This window comes from Clostridium prolinivorans (assembly GCF_004011155.1).
Taxonomy (GTDB): domain Bacteria; phylum Bacillota; class Clostridia; order Clostridiales; family Clostridiaceae; genus Clostridium_AT; species Clostridium_AT prolinivorans.
The window spans coordinates 91,427-110,050 of record NZ_RJWG01000004.1 but is presented as its reverse complement, the minus strand read 5'-3'; the positions used below and the strand labels follow the sequence as shown (position 1 = coordinate 110,050).

Sequence of the window (18,624 nt, the reverse complement as noted above, 5' to 3'; positions counted from 1 at the left end):
CCACTATATAATGAGTAGTATGTTTATTATTGATTTACTTCAACATATAGTAGTAAATTCTAAGAAAAAATACTTTTGTGGGATAATAATCATATATAGTAAATAAAAAATAAAAATTTAATTTATTTAATAACGAAAGGAGAAAAATATGAGCATTTTAGGTAATTTTATTGATATGATATTGCATATTGATAGCTATTTAAGTTTAATAGTTCAGCAGTATGGAATGCTGACATATGCTATTTTATTTTTAATTATTTTTTTGGAAACAGGGTTGGTAGTTACACCTTTTTTACCAGGTGATTCAATGCTATTTGCAGCTGCAGCAATTGCAGCTATAGGAGCAATGAATATATTTACTCTTTTAGTTGTAGCATATGCTGCTGCAGTACTTGGCGATACTTTAAATTATTACATTGGTAAGAAAATAGGAAATAAAATATTAGAAAAAGAAGAAGTGAAATTTGTTAATAAAGAGTATTTAAAAAAGGCTCAAACATTCTATGAAAAATATGGTTCATTAGCTATAGTAATAGCAAGATTTATTCCTATAATAAGAACTTTTGCGCCTTTTGTAGCAGGTATTGGAAAAATGAATTACTCTAAATTTATACCTTACAATATGATTGGCGGGGGGCTTTGGGTAAGCTTATTTTTAGGTATGGGATATTTCTTTGGCAATCTGCCTTTTATAAAAGAACATTTTTCTTATGTGTTAATTGCAATAATAGTTATATCATTACTTCCAGGAGTAATAGTGTTTATAAAAGAAAAAATAAAAAAAGGCGGCGACGGTGAAGATGATGTCTTTAATACAGAGGTTGGATAATTCTATATTGCTTTATATAAAATATAATATGCATAGCTCTATTATGGATAGAGCTATGATTTTATTTACATCTCTAGGTAATGGAGGAGCTATATGGATTATTATATCAGTTATTTTAATTATAAATAAAAAATACAGAAATATAGGTTTTATCTCTTTATGTGCTTTAGTTTTAAGTACAATTTTAGGAGAAGGTATTTTAAAACATGTAATTCAGCGTGTAAGACCATCGGCAGATATACCAGCAGCTAAGCTTTTAATAACAAAACCTTTATCATACTCATTTCCTTCTGGACATACAACATCTTCTTTTGCAGTAGCAGGAGTTTTATCCAAATATTTTAAAAAATATTCAATAGGATTTTTTTCATTGGCAGCAATTATAGCATTTTCAAGATTATATTTGTATGTACATTATCCTACAGATGTTATGGCAGGTATTATTTTAGGATTATTATGTTCAAAAATAGTGCTGATAATTATGAGGAAAAACTATTTAAAAGATTATTCTGAAATATAAAAAGATTAAATAGAAGGAGGATTTAGAATGGTAAATATAAAAGATATAGCAAAGTATTGTGGAGTTTCTGCTATGACGGTTTCTAGAGCTTTAAATAACAGTACAGAAATATCTAAGTCGACAAAAGAAAAGATTTTAAAGGCCTGTGAAGAACTTGGTTATAAACCAAATTGGGCAGCGAAAAGTTTAATTACAAAAAAAACAAATATGATTGGTCTTATAATACCAGATGTAACAAATCAATATTATGCAAATGTGAGTAAAGGTGTAAGTTCTTATTTAGAGTCTGAAGATTGCGGACTTATATTGTGTAATAGTGATAGAAAAAAATCTAACGAAAAGAGATATTTAAATTTTCTTTCTGAAGGAAGGGTAGACGGAATAATAATATTACCTGTCGAACCATGTAAAGAAGACTATATTGATATTGTTTCAGAAATCCCAGTTGTTATGGCAGATAACATTGCCAAAGGCCTAAAAGTCAGCTTTGTTGGAAATGATAATTATTATGGCGGAACTAAAATAATTGAACATATGGTAAATCAAGGATATAGAAGAATAGGTGCTATACTTGGAGATAAAAAGTCTACTGCATCTAATGAAAGATTTAGAGCTTATAAAGATGTTTTAAAAAAGTATAATATTGAATTTGATGAAAACATAATTACAAATAGTAAAGCTACTTTTGAAGATGGTTTTAATTTAGCAGGGCAACTTATAAATAAAAATGTAGATAGTATATTTGCTATAAATGATACAGTTGCTATGGGAGTAATGAAATATTGTTACATAAATAATATAAGTGTTCCAAAAGATTTAGGAGTTGCAGGTTATGATAATATTGAGCAATCATCTATGCTGCCTATACCACTTACTACGGTTGATCAAAATGATTATCTATTAGGGAAAACAGCTGCACAGATACTTATAAATCAAATAAAAAATAAAGAGGCCAATATTAAAGAAGTAATACTTAAGCCTAAACTAGTTATAAGAAAATCTTGTGGAGAAAATTAGCAAAAGTGTTGACTGATTACTCAAGTAAGTATATAATTTAATTATGTTAACGTTAACGAAAAAAGATGATATAAAAAGTTTATTTTTTTAAGAAATTTTTGTTAACGTTAACGAAGTGGTGCTGTTAATATTTTTTATATAATGGGAGGGTTTACTATGGATGTTAGATACGCAAATCATTTTGAAGATGTAAAAAAGTATGATACATCTGAACTGAGAAAACACTTTTTAATTGAAGATCTCTTTGTACCAGGTGAAATTAAGATGGTATACAGTCATGTAGACAGAATAATTATTGCAGGGGTTGTACCTACTGATAAAGCATTATATTTACAAGCAAGTAAAGAATTAGGTTGTAATTATTTTCTTGAAAGAAGAGAACTTGGAGTTATAAATATAGGTGGTGCTGGTGTAGTAACATTAGATGGACAAAAATATGAATTAAATTCAAGAGATGGACTTTACGTTGGAATGGGAGTTAAAGAAGTAAGTTTTGAAAGTATAGATAAAAATAATCCTGCTAAATTTTATTTAAATAGTGGAACAGCTCATAAAAGTTACCCTACTGTAAAAATTGATCTAGAAAAGGCTAATAAAGTTAAAGCGGGAAGCGATAAAGAATGTAATAAAAGAACAATAAATCAATATATTCATCCTGCAGTTTGTAAAAGCTGTCAATTAGTTATGGGTATGACTATACTTGAACCGGGAAGCATATGGAATACAATGCCATGTCATACACATGACAGAAGAATGGAAGTTTATTTATATTTTGATATGGATGAAGATAGTGTAGTATTTCATTTAATGGGAACACCTGATGAAACAAGACATATAGTTATGAGAAATGAGCAAGCAGTGATATCACCAAGCTGGTCAATACATTCAGGTGTTGGAACTAAAAATTATACTTTTATCTGGGGAATGGTTGGAGAAAATCAAACTTTTGATGATATGGATACAATACAAACTAAAGATTTAAGATAATTAAAGGAGGAAATCTATATGGATTTTTCAATATCAAACTTTTCAATGGACTTTTTTAGATTAGATGGTAAAGTTGCAATAGTTACTGGAGGAAATACTGGACTTGGACAAGGATATGCTGTTGCTCTTGCTAAAGCAGGAGCAGATTTATTTATAGTAACTTATAATACAAATTGGGATGAAACAAAAAAACTTATTGAAGCTGAAGGAAGAAGAGTTGAATTTCTTCAAGCAGACTTATCAGTAAGAGATAATATAGATAAAGTTATAGAAAAATGCTTAGATACTTACGGAAAAATAGATATACTTGTAAACAATGCCGGAATAATAAAAAGAACACCTCTTTTAGATTATAAAGATGAGGATTGGCGTGCTGTTATAGATGTAAATTTAAATGCAGTTTACTATCTTAGCCATGAAGCGGCAAAAGTTATGGCAAAACAAGGAGGAGGGAAAATAATAAACGTTTGTTCAATGCTTTCTTTCCAAGGAGGAAAGTTTGTACCTTCTTATACAGCTGCTAAACATGGTGTTGCAGGTATTACTAAGGCTTTTGCAAATGAACTTGCAAGTTTAAATATACAAACTAATGCTGTAGCCCCTGGTTATATAGAAACAAATAACACTGCACCAATCAGAGCTGATGAAGAAAGAAGTGAAGAAATATTATCTAGAATTCCTGCTGGAAGATGGGGACATCCTCTTGATGTGATGGGAGCAGTAGTATTTTTAGCAGGTAGAGCTTCAGATTATATAAATGGCCATATTCTTGCTGTTGATGGAGGCTGGCTAACAAGATAAAGTTATTTAAAATGCAGTCTGCTTATTAAATACATATAATAATTGCGGACTGTATTTTTATATAACATTAGTTAATTTAAAGGGAAAATTAAAAAAGAAAATAAATTAACTATTAAAATAATGTCAATGACTATATAAATTTTCAGTAAAAACTATATTAAAAATGATTTATTTAAATGTTATAAAAAATGTTATCGTTAACGAAAAAGTGCTTGATTTTTTATTAACTATCAATTATAATAAAAATATAAAGAATTGTTAACGTTAACAAAATTTTTATGGGAATCGGGGAATGGCTATGAAAAGATTTATGGATGAAAATTTTTTATTAACAAATACTACAGCTGAAAATTTATACCACAATTATGCTAAAGATATGCCTATAATTGATTATCACTGTCATATAAATCCAAAAGAAATTTATGAAAATAAGCAGTTTAAAAATATAACTGAAGCTTGGCTTTATGGAGACCATTATAAATGGAGAGCTATGAGAGCAGTAGGAATTGATGAAAAATATATAACTGGAGATTCAAATGATTATGATAAATTTATGGCTTGGGCAAAAACTGTTCCTCTTTCTTTAGGCAATCCTATATATCACTGGAATCATTTAGAACTCCAAAGATATTTTGGAATATATGATGTATTAAATGAAAAAACAGCTCCTTTTATATGGGAAAAAACCAATTCTTTACTTTCCAGTGAGGGATTAAGAGTTAGAGATATTATAAAAAAATCTAATGTAAAAATTATTTGCACTACCGATGATCCTACAGATAGTCTTGAATATCATATAAAACTTAAAGAGGATAAATCGTTTGATGTAAATGTTTTACCTGCCTTTAGACCTGATAAAGCACTTGAAATTAATAATAAAGGTTTTCTCCAATGGGTTAAAAAATTAGAGCAGATTTCACAAAGTGTAATTAAAGATTATAATAAATTTTTAATTGCACTTGAAAGTAGAATAAATTTCTTTAATTCAGTAGGATGCAAAGTATCAGATCACGCATTGGATTATGTTCCATATGCTGAAACTTCAATTGAAGAAGTATCTTTGATATTTTCTAAAGCATTAAATGGAGAAACTATTAGTTTTGAGGAAGAAACTAAATATAAAACATATACTTTGAGATTTTTTGCAAAACAATATGCAAAGCTTAATTGGGTAATGCAGCTTCATATTAATGCATTTAGAAATAACAATAAGAGAATGTTTGATAAAATGGGACCTGATACCGGTTTTGATTCAATAAACGATAATAATATAGCTAGTCCTCTTTCAAAACTTTTAGATTCTCTTGAAATAGATAATTCTCTACCGAAAACTATTTTATATAGTTTAAATCCGAAAGATAATTATGTACTAGCTACAATTGCTGGATCTTTCCAAGGGAATGGTATATTCGGCAAGGTACAACTAGGTGCTGCTTGGTGGTATAACGATAATATGTATGGAATGCTTGATCAAATGAAAACTTTAGCTAATGTAGGAACTTTAAGTACTTTTATTGGAATGCTCACTGATTCACGAAGCTTTTTATCTTATACAAGGCATGAGTATTTTAGAAGAATATTATGCAATATGCTTGGAGAATGGGTTGAAAATGGTATAGTTCCTAATGATATGGAACTTATAGGTAAAATGGTAGAAAATATAAGTTACTATAATGCGTTTAATTATTTTGAAATGGGATTGAAACAAATATGAGTGTTACTATAAAAGATATTGCAAAATATGCAAATGTATCACATACGACGGTATCTAGAGCACTTAATAATAGTCCATATATAAAAGAAGAAACTAAAAATAAAATTTTGCATATTGCTAAGCAGCTTAATTATGTACCTAATTATAGTGCAAAAAGTTTAGTGCTTCAAAGATCTTATAATATTGGTGTATTTTTCTCTACAATAAACCAAGGAACATCACCTGACTTTTTTTACGAGGCAGTAAATGCAATAAATAGTGTGATAAAGAAAAAATATAATTTGATTATAAGTGATACTAATGAATATGAGAATTTTATGATAATAGATAAAAAAAGATTTGATGGTATTATTCTTGTAAGTCAAAGAGAGGAAGACAATATATTTATACATCATGTTTTACAAAAGGAGATACCAATAGTAGTTGTAAATAGAGAAATAGAAAATAATTCTGTTGTAAATATTCTTTCTGCAGATTATCAGGGTGTATATAATGCTGTAAAATATTTAATTCATAATGGGCATAAAGATATAGCCATTATTGAAGGTAAAAAAGGATTTAAATCCAGCATAGATAGAAAAGAAGGGTTTATTAATGCACTTATAGATAATAAAATACAAATTAATAATGAATATATAGTTCCAGGAGAATACAATATTGAAAGTGGATATGAAGGAATGAAAAAACTTTTATCATTACCTAAAATTCCAACAGCTGTGTTTTGCTCAAATGATAATACAGCTGTTGGAGCAATGAAAGCTATTATTGATTCAGGGCTAAAAATACCTGATGATATATCAATAATAGGTTTTGATAATAGTATTGTTTGTAAATATGTAACTCCTGCTTTAACTACTATAAAAAAACCTACTAAAGAATTTTGCACAATAGGTGCGGAAAAGTTATTAAAAATAATTGATGGCGAAGAGGTTAAGAAAGAAAGGATATATATAAATACAGAATTTATTATAAGAGATTCTGTAAGGAGTATTTAATAAAAAATATTATTAATCACTTTAAAAGTTTTTAAATATTAACGTTTATGACAACGTTTTATAGAAACATAATGGGGGTAAAACATGATAGAAGAATTTATTGATGCTTACATTGAAAATTATAAAAATTATAAAGAAAATTGGAATTACGAAGATGGATGTGTTTTAAAAGGTGCTTTAGATTTATATAAAATAACTCAAGAAGAAAAGTATAAATCTTTTATATTAAAGTATATGAATTTATACATTGACAAAGATGGGAATATAAAAGGCTATAATTATAAAAATTATAATTTAGATGATATAAATTCAGGGAAAGTTTTATTTGATTTATATGAAATGACAAAAGATGAAAAATATAAAAAAGCTATAGAACATTTATATAAACAAGTAAAAGAGCAGCCAAGAACAGATGAGGGAAATTTTTGGCATAAGAATATTTATCCATATCAAGTTTGGCTAGATGGATTATACATGGTAATGCCTTTTTACATTAAGTATATAAATGAATTTGGTGATAAGAAAAATATTTTAGATATTTATTCTCAATTTATAAATGTTCAAAAACATATGAGAAATGTTAAAAAAGGTCTTTATTATCATGGATATGATGAAAAAAGGCAAGAACTTTGGGCAAATAAGGAAACAGGTGTATCACCTAATTTTTGGGGAAGAGCTGAAGGTTGGTTTGTTATGGCACTTGTTGATGTGATTGAAGAAATGGATGAAGAATTTTTCAAACAATACGAAGAACTTAAGAATATGTTTAAAGAAGCTATAGATGCACTTTTAAAATATCAGGACATTGAAACAGGAATGTGGTATCAGATATTAGATAAGGGAGGAAAACAAGGAAACTATGTTGAAACTTCTGCCACATGTATGATTGCATACAGTATCCTCAAAGGAGCTAGATTAGGATATTTGCCATTATCATATAAGGATTATGGAATAAAAGCTTTTAATGGAACTTTAAAAAAATATTTTATTAAATTAGAAGGGAAATATAGTTTAGGAGGAATTTGTTCTGTTGCTGGATTAGGTAATAATCCGTATAGGGATGGAAGCTATGAATACTATATATCAGAAAAAGTTGTTTCGAATGATCCAAAAGGTGTAGGAGCTTTTTTAATGGCTTACGGTGAAATGCTAAGGTTAAAATAAATTTTTGGGGTATAAAGTATTACTATAATTTTAAAATTGTATAACAATATATTTTTATAAAATTAAGTAAATAAATTAATTCAAGGGGGAAAATTTATGAAAAAATTTCTATCAATATTTTTAACAGCTTCTTTGGCTCTTACTACATTAACTGCATGCGGCAGTAAATCTTCTAATAATGCCAATGATTCTTCAGGTAATAAGCAGGTTACATTAAGATTTTCATGGTGGGGAGATGATTCAAGACATAAAGCTACACTTGAAGCAATAAAACAATTTGAAACTAAATATCCAAATATCAAAATTCAAGCAGAATATGCAGGATGGGATGGCTATCAAGATAAGCAAACTACTCAGATGGCTGGTGGTACTGCAGCAGATATTATGCAAATTAATTGGAATTGGCTCCCAATATTTTCGAATGATGGTAATGGCTTTTATGATTTAAATAGTTTATCTAAAGAACTTGGATTAGAAGAAAATTATTCAAAAGATATACTTGAAACAGGAACTGTAAAAGGAAAATTAAATGCTATACCTGTAGCATTAACTGGCAGAGTATTTTATTTTAACAAAACAACTTATGATAAAAATGGAGTAGAATTACCAAAAACTTGGGATGACCTTATGAATGCAGGACAAAAATTTAAAGATGGTTCATATCCAATTATTATTGGTTCATACGATTCATGGCTTTTAGCAATGACTTATGCAGAGCAAGTTACAGGAAAACAATTTATAAGTAATGATGGGAAGTTAGTATTTACTCAAGATGATATTAAAACAGGATTACAATTTTATAAAGAACTTTTAGATAAAAAAGCTGCTACACCTATACAAGTTATAACTGCTGAAGGTGGTAAAGGAACTGCGACAATAGCTCAACTTCCAAGCTTTTTATCTGGTAAATTTGCAGGAATATTTGAATGGACCAGTGCTGTAAGCAAATGTGCATCTCCATTAAAAGAAAAGAATATGGAGATGGTTTTTGGAGGATTACCAATATTAGAGGGAGCTAAGAATTCAGGAGCAATAGTAAAGCCATCTATGATGTTTGCAATTAATAAGAATTGTAAATATCCAAAAGAAGCAGCTACTTTCTTAAATTATATATTAAATGATCCAGAAGGCGTAAAATTAATGGGAACTAATAGAGGTATACCTGTTAGTAAGATTGCTTTAGAAACTTTAAAGGCTGAAGGAAAAGTTTCAGGACTTGAGTATGAAGGCCTTAAATATTTAGAAACATATCCTGGTGTTCCAATTAGCCCATATCTAGAAGATGCAAAACTCCAATCAGTATATTGTCAAACAATAGAACAATTATCATATAACAAACTTAGCATAGATGATGCTGCTAAATATATGTATGATAATGTACAAAAAGTTTTATCCCAAATAGTTAAGTAGTTTATGAATATTAATAAGAACTGTAAACCTTAAAATTTACAGTTCTTATTAAATAAATATAAACTCATGTTTAATATTTAATACTAGGAGGAAGAAGATGAAAAAACAAAAAATAGGGTTACTATATATAACACCGTGGCTTATTGGCTTGTTAGTATTTACTATATATCCTTTTGTATCATCCTTTATTTTAAGTTTTACAGACTATAATATGATTTCTGCACCTAAATTTATTGGCATTAAAAACTATATAAATATGTTTAATGATGAATCGTTTTGGAATTCTGTTTTTGCTACATTTGAATATGCATTTATTACAGTACCATTTAAATTAGCTTTCGCATTATTTATAGCATTTATTCTAAATTTTAAATTAAAAGGTATAAATTTTTTTAGGACTGCTTATTATATACCATCAATTTTAGGAGGAAATATTGCTATTGCTGTTTTATGGAGATTTTTATTTGCTACCGATGGTTTAATTAATCAATTTGTAGGAATATTTGGAATAAATCCAATACCTTGGTTTTCATCAGGATTAGGAGCAATGATTACTATAAGTTTATTAAGAATATGGGAATTTGGTTCTGCAATGGTAATATTCCTTGCTGCATTAAAAGATATACCACAAGAGCTTTATGAGGCAGCTGAAGTAGATGGAGCAGGGAAAATCAGAATATTTTTTAATGTAACTATTCCTTTACTTACACCAATAATATTCTTTAATTTAGTTATGCAATTAATTCAGGCTTTTCAAGAATTTAATGGACCATATATGATTACAAATGGAGGACCTTTGTATAAGACTTATTTAATGTCTATGATGATTTATGATAATGCATTTAAGTTCTTTAATATGGGTTATGCAAGTGCTATATCTTGGATTTTATTTATAATTATTATGATATTTACAGCATTTGTATTTAAGTCATCTAGATACTGGGTATTCTATTCTGATGAGGCGGGTGAAGATAGCAAATGATTGGTATAAAAAATAATAATTATTCAAATTTAATGAAAGATAAAAACTACAGAAAGAGAGCTAGAAAAAGAAAAATTAATTTAGCTATACGATATACTTTATTAACGTTAGTTGCATTTGTTATGCTTTATCCTATTATTTGGCTTATAGGAGCATCTTTTAAAAGCAATAGTGAAATATTTAGCTCTGTAGGTTTTATTCCTAAAAAGATTGATTTTACTCCATATATTAACGGATGGAAAACAGGAACCCAATATACCTTTGGGACATATTTTTTAAATACATTTAAATATGTAATTCCTAAAGTTATATTAACTATTATTTCTGCAGTATTAACTGCTTATGGATTTGCACGCTTTGATTTTCCTTTTAAAAAAATATTATTTGGACTTTTGATAGCTACATTGTTTCTTCCACAAGTAGTTACTAAAATACCTTTATATTTATTTTGGAAAAAGTTACATTTATTAGATACATTTGCACCTCTTTTTGTTGGTTCGGCTTTTGCAATTGATACTTTCTTTGTATTTATGCTTATTCAGTTTTTTAGAGGTATTCCAAGAGAATTGGATGAAGCTGCAAAAGTTGATGGATGTAACTCATTTATGATTTTATTAAGAATTTTAATTCCTGTTTTAAAGCCAGCAATTATTTCAGTAGGACTATTTCAATTTATGTGGTCTATGAATGATTTTATGGGACCATTGATTTATATATCAAGTGTTAATAAATATCCTGTTGCAATTGCATTAAAAATGGCTATGGATACAACATCAGGCACATTTGAATGGAATCAGATTATTGCAATGTCATTAATAGGATTATTACCTTCAATTATACTTTTCTTTTCAGCACAAAAATACTTTATTGAAGGTATAGCAACTAGCGGCTTAAAGGGATAGAAATACAAGGAAAGGAATAGTTATGATTAAATTAAGTATAATTTCAATTACTTCTAGAAGTATTTCTTTTGAAATTGAAAATGATAAATATTTTTATACAGAAAACAATATTAATATTTACTTAAACAATGATAAAATAGATGAAATTAATACTAATGTGTTTACTATTAAAAATCTAAATCCTATGTCAGAGTATAGTATTTTACTTGAAGATAGTAAAACTAAAGAAACTAGCGAAAAAATTATTGTTAGAACAAAAGATGAAACTAGTCTTATTAATGTAAAAAATGTTGGGGCTAAAGGCAATGGTAAAGTGATAGATACAGCATATATACAAGCTGCAATAGAAATATGCCCTAAAAATGGAAGAATATTTTTTCCAAAAGGTAAATATTTAACAGGACCTATTTTTTTAAAAAGTGATATAACACTAGAATTTGATAAAGATGCTATTTTACTTGGATTAGATGAAAGAGAAAAATATCCAATTCTTCCTGGGTTATTAAAATCAAATTTAGATGATAAAGATTATTATATAGCTTCTTGGGAAGGAGAAGCAGCAGATAGTTTTGCAAGCCTTATAACAGGAATTAATGTCAATAATGTTAATATTATTGGAGAAGGTACTATTGATGGAAATGCAAATTTTAATACATGGTGGTACAAAGCAAAAACGAAAAAAATTGCATGGAGGCCAAGAACTTTATTTTTAAATGGTTGTAAGAATATTCTTGTTGAAGGTATTACAATAAAAAATTCTCCATCTTGGACTATACACCCATTAATGAGTGAAGGACTTAAATTTATTAATTTAAATATAAAAAATCCTAAAGAAGCTCCAAATACAGATGGTCTTGATCCTGAGTCATGTAAAGATGTTTTGATACTTGGAACAAAATTTTCTGTTGGAGATGATTGTATTGCTATAAAATCTGGGAAATTTAGCATTAGTAAAAAATATTCTATACCATCTGAAAATATTCACATTAGAAATTGCATTATGGAATATGGACATGGAGCTGTGGTAATAGGTAGCGAAATGTCTTGTGGAGTAAAAAATGTATTTATAGAAAAGTGTATATTTAATAGTACTGACAGAGGGATAAGAATAAAAACACGAAGAGGCAGGGGAAGTAAAGGTATAATAGATGAAATTTATGCTTCAAAAATAAAAATGAATAAAGTTTTAACTCCATTTACTATCAATTGTTTTTATTTTTGTGATATTGATGGTAAAACAGAGTATGTATGGAGCAAAGAAAAGCTACCTATTGATGAAAGAACACCATATGTAGGTAATATTTATTTTAAAGATATAAATTGTGAAAATGCGGAGGTTGCTGCAGGTTTTATATATGGCCTACCTGAAAAAAAGATAGAAAGTGTAAATCTAGAAAATGTTCATGTCCATTTTTCAGAAAATGCAAAACCAAATTATGCTGAAATGTTAAGTTTTATAGAACCTATGTGTAAAAATGGTTTTTATTTTAATAATATTAAGCACTTGAAATTAAAAAATGTAACTCTTGAAAATGAGGTTACGGAGCCATTTATAAAAGATAATATTGATACACAAGAAATAATCAAGGGGGAATAAAAATGAAATTATCTGCTGAACTTTATAAAGATTTTAAAAGATATCCAGAGAAAGTAATTCAATTTGGGGAAGGAAATTTTTTAAGAGCATTTGTAGATTGGCAAATTGATAAACTTAATAAAGAAGCTAATTTTAATGGTAGCGTTGTAGTAGTTCAACCTATTGAATTTGGGTTGGTTGATAAAATAAATGAACAAGATGGGCTTTATACTCTTTATCTTCAAGGAATAAAAGACGGCAAAGCAGTTAGAGAACATTCTATAATAAATAGCATTAGCAGAGGATTGAATCCATATAATCAATATGATGAGTATTTAAAAGTAGCAGAAAATCCAGAACTAAGATTTGTAATATCAAATACTACAGAAGCTGGAATTACTTTTTTAGAAGAAGATAAATTAGAGGATAGGCCTCAAAAGAGTTTTCCTGGGAAGTTGACAGCATTTTTATATCATAGATATAAGGCTTTTAGCGGACAAAAGGACAAAGGGTTAATTATAATACCATGTGAACTAATAGATAGAAATGGTGAAAAACTAAAAGATGTAATATTGAAGTATGCTAAGCTATGGAATTTAGAAGAAAATTTTATTTCATGGATAAACAATTCAAACACCTTTTGTTGTAGCCTTGTAGATAGAATAGTAACAGGTTATCCACGAGATACAATAAAAGAAATAACAGAAGAATTAGGATATGAAGATAATCTAGTGGATGTAGGAGAACAGTTTCACTTATGGGTAATCGAAGGTCCGCAGTGGATAAAAAATGAACTTCCTTTTGAAAAAGCAGGACTTAATGTTAAAATTGTTGATGATATTACTCCGTATAGAACTAGAAAAGTTAGAATTTTAAATGGTGCACATACATCTTTAGTTCCAGTAGCATATCTTTATGGTCTTGATACTGTAAAGCAGGCAGTAGAACATGAAGTTGTTGGAGAATTTATAAAAGGTATTATATATGATGAAATAATTCCTACACTTGATTTACCTGAAGAGGAGTTAAAATATTTTGCATCTTCAGTACTTGAAAGATTTAAAAATCCGTTTGTAAATCATTATTTAATGAGCATAGCTCTAAATTCTATGTCAAAATTTGAAACAAGAGTTTTGCCTTCTTTGATAGAGTATATAAATAGGAAAGGTGAGATACCAAAAAAAATGGTATTTTCATTAGCGGCTTTAATAGAGTTTTATAAAGGGAAAAGAGGAGAAGAAGATATTGATATTGTTGATAATGAAGATATTTTAAATTTATATAAAAATGTATGGGGAAGTTATAATGGAACTTTAGAAGGATTAAGAAATGTAGTAGCTGCTGTACTTGGTTATGAAAAAAACTGGAAGATGGATTTAAATAAAGTAAAAGGATTAACTGATGCGGTAACAAATTATCTTAGTGACATTGAAAGATTAGGGATACAAGAAGCTGTTAAAAAAGTTCTGTAAAAAAGAGGGGATTACATGAAAGATATTATAAAAATTAATGAACATGACAATGTAGTTGTAGCACTCAGGGACTTTACTAAGGATGAAATCATATTAGTTGATTCAAAAAAGATAAAACTTAAAGAAAATATAAAAAGAGGTCATAAAATTGCTGTATGCGATATTAATCAAGGAAGTAATGTAATCAAATATGGTTTCCCAATAGGGTATGCGCTTAAAGATATTACATCTGGAGAACATGTTCATGTGCATAATGTTTCTACAAATCTTAGCGGTATAGCGAATTATGAATTTAAACAAAATTTATCACAAAACATATATTCAAATAGAAAATTAACATTTAATGGGTATAGAAGAGAAGATGGAAAAATTGGAATTAGAAATGAGATTTGGATTGTACCTACAGTTGGTTGCGTTAATGGTATAGCAGACAAAATAGTAGATAGATTTAGATCTACTACTTTAAATTTATCAGAAGATATTTGCATTAATGTTATAAAACATAATTATGGATGCTCTCAACTTGGAGATGACCATATAAATACTAGAACAATTCTTGGAGATATAGTTAAACACCCTAATGCAGGTGGAGTACTTGTACTTGGTTTAGGTTGTGAAAATAATAATATGAATGATTTTATAAAATCATTGGGTGACTATAATGAAAAAAGAATAAAATTTATGGTGTGTCAGGAAGTTTCTGATGAAATAGAAGAAGGTAGCAAAATATTGAATATTCTTTATGAAAATATGAAACAAGATGTAAGAGAGGAAATACCTTTATCAGAATTGAAAATTGGACTTAAATGCGGTGGTTCTGATGGACTTTCAGGAATAACTGCGAACCCTTTACTTGGCAAATTTTCAGATTTTATGATTGCTCAAGGAGCTACTACTGTATTAACAGAAGTTCCTGAGATGTTTGGAGCTGAAACTTTGTTAATGGAAAGAGCAATAGATAAAGAAGTATTTGATAAAGTGGTAGATCTTATAAATAATTTTAAAAAATATTTTATGGAATATAATCAACCTGTATATGAAAATCCTTCACCTGGGAATAAAGCAGGGGGAATAACAACTCTTGAGGATAAATCTCTTGGATGTACACAAAAGGCAGGTACAGCTCCAGTTATTGATGTACTTAATTATGGAGAAACATTAAAAAAGAAAGGACTTAATCTTTTAAGTGCACCAGGGAATGATATGGTAGCATCTTCAGCACTAGCTGCAGCAGGTTGTCATATGGTATTATTTACAACTGGAAGAGGAACTCCATTTGGTACTTTTGTACCTACAGTTAAAATATCAACTAATACTCAATTATATAATTTAAAACCACATTGGATAGATTTTAATGCAGGAAGTATCATTGAAGATGAGTCAATAGAAAGTGTAGTAGAAAAATTTATAAAATTTATTATAAATGTTGCAAGTGGACAATTAGTTAATAATGAAAAAAATAATTTTAGAGAATTAGCTATATTTAAGACGGGAGTAACTTTATAAGTAATGTAAAATTATATATTTTTATGTTGAGTATTTTTAATGTAACAAGACTTGTATAAATTATAGGAAATTATATACTTGATTACAATTATATTTTAGTTAAATAAATCCAATAGAAAGCAAAAATGCTTTTTATTGGATTATTTTTTTTATAATTAAGTTATTTTTTTTAACTGTTTTTATAAACAGTAGTTTAATATTATTTTTTAATTAAAATCCTATTTTTATGTTGACAATTTAATAGGGGAAGCATACAATAAATATATGAATAGTTGTTCATATATTTATTGTATGCACAGGGAGGTAAATATATATGAGTAATTTTATAAAAAAAGAATTTATATTAGAAGGATTAGGCTGTGCAAATTGTGCTGCTAAAATGGAAAAGAAAATAAATGAATTAGATGAAGTTTCAAATGTTTCTATTAATTTTGTAACTAAGACTTTAAGCATGGAAATTAAAAAAGAAAGCAATATAGAGTCTTTAATAATAAAAATAAAAGATATTATAAAAAGTATAGAAGCTAATGTCGTACTTAAAGAGAAAAATCTTCAAAATGAACATTTTCATAATCACAATCATGAAACACATTCGCATAGTCATTTTAAAGAAGACAATAAAAACGAAATTATAAAACTTATTATAGGAACAATTTTGTATCTTTTGGGTATTACATTTAAGTCTTCATTACCTATAAAATTAAGTCTATTTATTTTAGCTTATATAATAATAGGTAAAGATGTGCTTATTAGTGCACTAAAAAATATAATAAAAGGACAAATATTTGATGAAAATTTTTTAATGAGCATAGCAACAATTGGAGCTTTTGCTATAGGGGAATATCCTGAAGCTGTTGCAGTTATGCTTTTTTATCAAATTGGAGAGCTTTTTCAGGATATGGCAGTTAATCGTTCAAGAAAATCAATTTCAGATCTTATGGATATAAGGCCGGATTATGCAAACTTAAAATTTGGAAATGAAATAAAAAAAGTTTATCCAAATGAAGTCAAAGTTTTAGATTTAATAGTAGTAAAACCAGGAGAAAAGATACCTCTAGATGGTAAAATTATTGATGGACAATCTATGGTTGATACTTCTGCTCTTACTGGTGAGTCTGTGCCTAGAGAGGTAAAGGCAGGAGATAATGTACTTGGAGGTTTTATAAATAAAAATGGTATTTTAACTATTGAAGTTTCTAAAGAATTTCAAGATTCTACTGTTTCTAAAATATTAGATTTAGTTCAAAATGCAAATAATAAAAAAGCTAAAGCAGAAAATTTTATTACAAAATTTGCAAGATATTATACTCCAATAGTAGTTTTTTCAGCAATTTCATTAGCTTTTATACCTCCTTTATTTATAGAAGGAGCAGATATATCTAAATGGATTTATAGAGCTCTTGTATTTTTAGTAGTTTCTTGCCCTTGTGCATTAGTTATATCTATTCCTTTAAGTTTCTTTGGAGGAATAGGCGGGGCTTCTAAAAATGGAATTTTAGTTAAAGGTGGCAATTATTTAGAGGCTCTTAACAATGTTGAAACCGTAGTATTTGACAAAACAGGAACATTAACAAAAGGAGTTTTTAAAGTTACTAAAGTAAATTCTGAGGAATGGATAACTAAAGAAGAGTTATTAAAATATGCAGCTTTTGCAGAAAGTTTTTCAAATCATCCTATAGCTTTATCAATAGTGAATGCCTATGGTAATAATATAGATAAAAGTGCAGTAACTGATTATAGTGAAATAGCTGGTTGTGGTATTAAAGCTAAAATAAATGATAAAAAAATATTAATTGGTAATAATAAACTTATGGATATGGAAAACATTAAATATACAAAAACAGATGATATGGGAACTGTAGTTTATATAGCTATTGATTATAAATATGCGGGATATATTGTAATTTCTGATGAAATAAAAGAAGACTCCTTTAAAGCTATAAATTCTTTAAAAAATCTTGGAATAAAAAATATAGTAATGCTTACAGGAGATAATAAAAATACAGCTCAAAAGGTAGCTCAAATACTTAAAATAGATGAATTTTATGGAGAACTTCTTCCACATGAAAAAGTTAATAAATTTGAAGAACTTCAAAATAAGCAATCTTCAAAAGGGAAATTAATTTTTGCAGGTGATGGTATTAATGATGCTCCAGTTCTTGCAAGAGCTGATATAGGTATAGCTATGGGAGGAATTGGATCTGATGCGGCAATAGAAGCTGCCGATGTAGTTATAATGACAGATGAACCTTCTAAAATTGCTAAAGCAATAAAAATTGCTAAAAATACAAGAAAAATTGTTATGGAAAATATAATTTTTGCTTTAGCAGTTAAAATAATAATACTAATATTAGGTGCCTTTGGTATGGCAACAATGTGGGAAGCTGTATTTGCAGATGTAGGGGTAGCATTGATAGCTGTACTAAATTCTATTAGAGCCCTTAAAGTTAAATACGAATAATAAAACAATAAATAAAATAAATATTTGTATTAACACGAACAATATAATATTATTTTTTAAAATATGTTGATATTTTAAATTAATAGTGATAATATAAATATATAATTAAACCGAATAAGTATCATCCATATAATCCCGATAATATGGTTCGGGAGTCTCTACGAGGAAACCGTAAATTTTCTGTCTATGGGTGAGCAATGGTGTTTTTGTCATCCCTCAAATTCCACCAAAAGCTTACCTAAGGCTTTTGGTGGAATTTTTTATATATGATTTTTAAAAATTTTATAT

The 18,624-nt window shown here is 27.9% G+C and carries 15 protein-coding genes and 1 riboswitch; all 15 genes read left to right on the top strand.

What is annotated here, in order from left to right; all coding sequences use genetic code 11:
• The first annotated feature begins 148 nt into the window (after positions 1–148).
• The 15 genes from EGD97_RS05705 to EGD97_RS05635 all read left to right on the top strand — a co-directional run bounded on the left by EGD97_RS05705 (position 149) and on the right by EGD97_RS05635 (position 18,336).
• The gene (locus EGD97_RS05705) at positions 149–829 is read left to right on the top strand and encodes a DedA family protein (RefSeq protein ID WP_127836740.1); all 681 of its coding nucleotides are present in this window, start codon (positions 149–151) and stop codon (positions 827–829) included.
• Positions 804–1,349, top strand: a complete 546-nt coding sequence (locus tag EGD97_RS05700; protein ID WP_127836817.1) for a phosphatase PAP2 family protein — start codon at positions 804–806, stop codon at positions 1,347–1,349. Before EGD97_RS05705 ends, EGD97_RS05700 begins: the two co-directional genes overlap by 26 nt.
• Positions 1,350–1,376: 27 nt before the next feature.
• On the top strand, positions 1,377–2,366 hold the full coding sequence (locus EGD97_RS05695) for a LacI family DNA-binding transcriptional regulator (RefSeq protein ID WP_127836739.1): 990 nt from the start codon (positions 1,377–1,379) through the stop codon (positions 2,364–2,366).
• Between the two features lie 156 nt (positions 2,367–2,522).
• Positions 2,523–3,353, top strand: a complete 831-nt coding sequence (gene kduI, locus EGD97_RS05690; RefSeq protein WP_127836738.1) for a 5-dehydro-4-deoxy-D-glucuronate isomerase — start codon at positions 2,523–2,525, stop codon at positions 3,351–3,353.
• 18 nt (positions 3,354–3,371) lie between these two features.
• Positions 3,372–4,154 (top strand): 2-dehydro-3-deoxy-D-gluconate 5-dehydrogenase KduD, encoded by a 783-nt coding sequence (gene kduD, locus EGD97_RS05685; protein WP_078681243.1) that lies wholly within the window; start codon positions 3,372–3,374, stop codon positions 4,152–4,154.
• A gap of 298 nt (positions 4,155–4,452) precedes the next feature.
• Positions 4,453–5,868 carry a glucuronate isomerase gene (uxaC, locus tag EGD97_RS05680; RefSeq protein ID WP_127836737.1) on the top strand — a complete coding sequence of 472 codons (1,416 nt, stop codon included), beginning with the start codon at positions 4,453–4,455 and terminating at the stop codon, positions 5,866–5,868.
• Positions 5,865–6,863 (top strand): LacI family DNA-binding transcriptional regulator, encoded by a 999-nt coding sequence (locus EGD97_RS05675; protein WP_127836736.1) that lies wholly within the window; start codon positions 5,865–5,867, stop codon positions 6,861–6,863. The genes uxaC and EGD97_RS05675 overlap by 4 nt, the downstream gene beginning before the upstream one ends.
• An 84-nt stretch (positions 6,864–6,947) precedes the next feature.
• On the top strand, positions 6,948–8,027 hold the full coding sequence (locus tag EGD97_RS05670) for a glycoside hydrolase family 88/105 protein (protein WP_127836735.1): 1,080 nt from the start codon (positions 6,948–6,950) through the stop codon (positions 8,025–8,027).
• A gap of 96 nt (positions 8,028–8,123) precedes the next feature.
• The gene (locus tag EGD97_RS05665; RefSeq protein ID WP_127836734.1) at positions 8,124–9,437 is read left to right on the top strand and encodes an ABC transporter substrate-binding protein; all 1,314 of its coding nucleotides are present in this window, start codon (positions 8,124–8,126) and stop codon (positions 9,435–9,437) included.
• A gap of 97 nt (positions 9,438–9,534) precedes the next feature.
• Positions 9,535–10,419 carry a carbohydrate ABC transporter permease gene (locus EGD97_RS05660; RefSeq protein WP_127836733.1) on the top strand — a complete coding sequence of 295 codons (885 nt, stop codon included), beginning with the start codon at positions 9,535–9,537 and terminating at the stop codon, positions 10,417–10,419.
• Positions 10,416–11,321: a carbohydrate ABC transporter permease gene (locus tag EGD97_RS05655; protein ID WP_127836732.1), complete on the top strand. Its 906-nt coding sequence runs from the start codon at positions 10,416–10,418 to the stop codon at positions 11,319–11,321. Before EGD97_RS05660 ends, EGD97_RS05655 begins: the two co-directional genes overlap by 4 nt.
• 22 nt (positions 11,322–11,343) lie before the next feature.
• Positions 11,344–12,918, top strand: a complete 1,575-nt coding sequence (locus EGD97_RS05650; RefSeq protein WP_127836731.1) for a glycoside hydrolase family 28 protein — start codon at positions 11,344–11,346, stop codon at positions 12,916–12,918.
• Between the two features lie 2 nt (positions 12,919–12,920).
• Positions 12,921–14,369, top strand: coding sequence for a tagaturonate reductase (locus tag EGD97_RS05645; protein WP_127836730.1), 1,449 nt, complete (start codon positions 12,921–12,923; stop codon positions 14,367–14,369).
• 15 nt (positions 14,370–14,384) lie between these two features.
• Positions 14,385–15,875, top strand: a complete 1,491-nt coding sequence (locus EGD97_RS05640; protein ID WP_127836729.1) for a UxaA family hydrolase — start codon at positions 14,385–14,387, stop codon at positions 15,873–15,875.
• 313 nt (positions 15,876–16,188) lie between these two features.
• A complete protein-coding gene (locus EGD97_RS05635) occupies positions 16,189–18,336 on the top strand; it encodes a heavy metal translocating P-type ATPase (RefSeq protein WP_127836728.1) in 2,148 nt (715 codons plus the stop codon).
• A gap of 105 nt (positions 18,337–18,441) precedes the next feature.
• Positions 18,442–18,543: riboswitch (purine riboswitch) on the top strand.
• The last annotated feature ends 81 nt before the right edge of the window (positions 18,544–18,624 follow it).

Excerpts from the sequence above, each read along its gene's own strand:
- EGD97_RS05705 (WP_127836740.1), top strand. The coding sequence starts at position 149 with ATGAGCATTTTAGGTAATTTTATTGATATGATATTGCATATTGATAGC.
- EGD97_RS05700 (WP_127836817.1), top strand. The coding sequence starts at position 804 with ATGTCTTTAATACAGAGGTTGGATAATTCTATATTGCTTTATATAAAA.
- EGD97_RS05695 (WP_127836739.1), top strand. The coding sequence starts at position 1,377 with ATGGTAAATATAAAAGATATAGCAAAGTATTGTGGAGTTTCTGCTATG.
- kduI (WP_127836738.1), top strand. The coding sequence starts at position 2,523 with ATGGATGTTAGATACGCAAATCATTTTGAAGATGTAAAAAAGTATGAT.
- kduD (WP_078681243.1), top strand. The coding sequence starts at position 3,372 with ATGGATTTTTCAATATCAAACTTTTCAATGGACTTTTTTAGATTAGAT.
- uxaC (WP_127836737.1), top strand. The coding sequence starts at position 4,453 with ATGAAAAGATTTATGGATGAAAATTTTTTATTAACAAATACTACAGCT.
- EGD97_RS05675 (WP_127836736.1), top strand. The coding sequence starts at position 5,865 with ATGAGTGTTACTATAAAAGATATTGCAAAATATGCAAATGTATCACAT.
- EGD97_RS05670 (WP_127836735.1), top strand. The coding sequence starts at position 6,948 with ATGATAGAAGAATTTATTGATGCTTACATTGAAAATTATAAAAATTAT.
- EGD97_RS05665 (WP_127836734.1), top strand. The coding sequence starts at position 8,124 with ATGAAAAAATTTCTATCAATATTTTTAACAGCTTCTTTGGCTCTTACT.
- EGD97_RS05660 (WP_127836733.1), top strand. The coding sequence starts at position 9,535 with ATGAAAAAACAAAAAATAGGGTTACTATATATAACACCGTGGCTTATT.
- EGD97_RS05655 (WP_127836732.1), top strand. The coding sequence starts at position 10,416 with ATGATTGGTATAAAAAATAATAATTATTCAAATTTAATGAAAGATAAA.
- EGD97_RS05650 (WP_127836731.1), top strand. The coding sequence starts at position 11,344 with ATGATTAAATTAAGTATAATTTCAATTACTTCTAGAAGTATTTCTTTT.
- EGD97_RS05645 (WP_127836730.1), top strand. The coding sequence starts at position 12,921 with ATGAAATTATCTGCTGAACTTTATAAAGATTTTAAAAGATATCCAGAG.
- EGD97_RS05640 (WP_127836729.1), top strand. The coding sequence starts at position 14,385 with ATGAAAGATATTATAAAAATTAATGAACATGACAATGTAGTTGTAGCA.
- EGD97_RS05635 (WP_127836728.1), top strand. The coding sequence starts at position 16,189 with ATGAGTAATTTTATAAAAAAAGAATTTATATTAGAAGGATTAGGCTGT.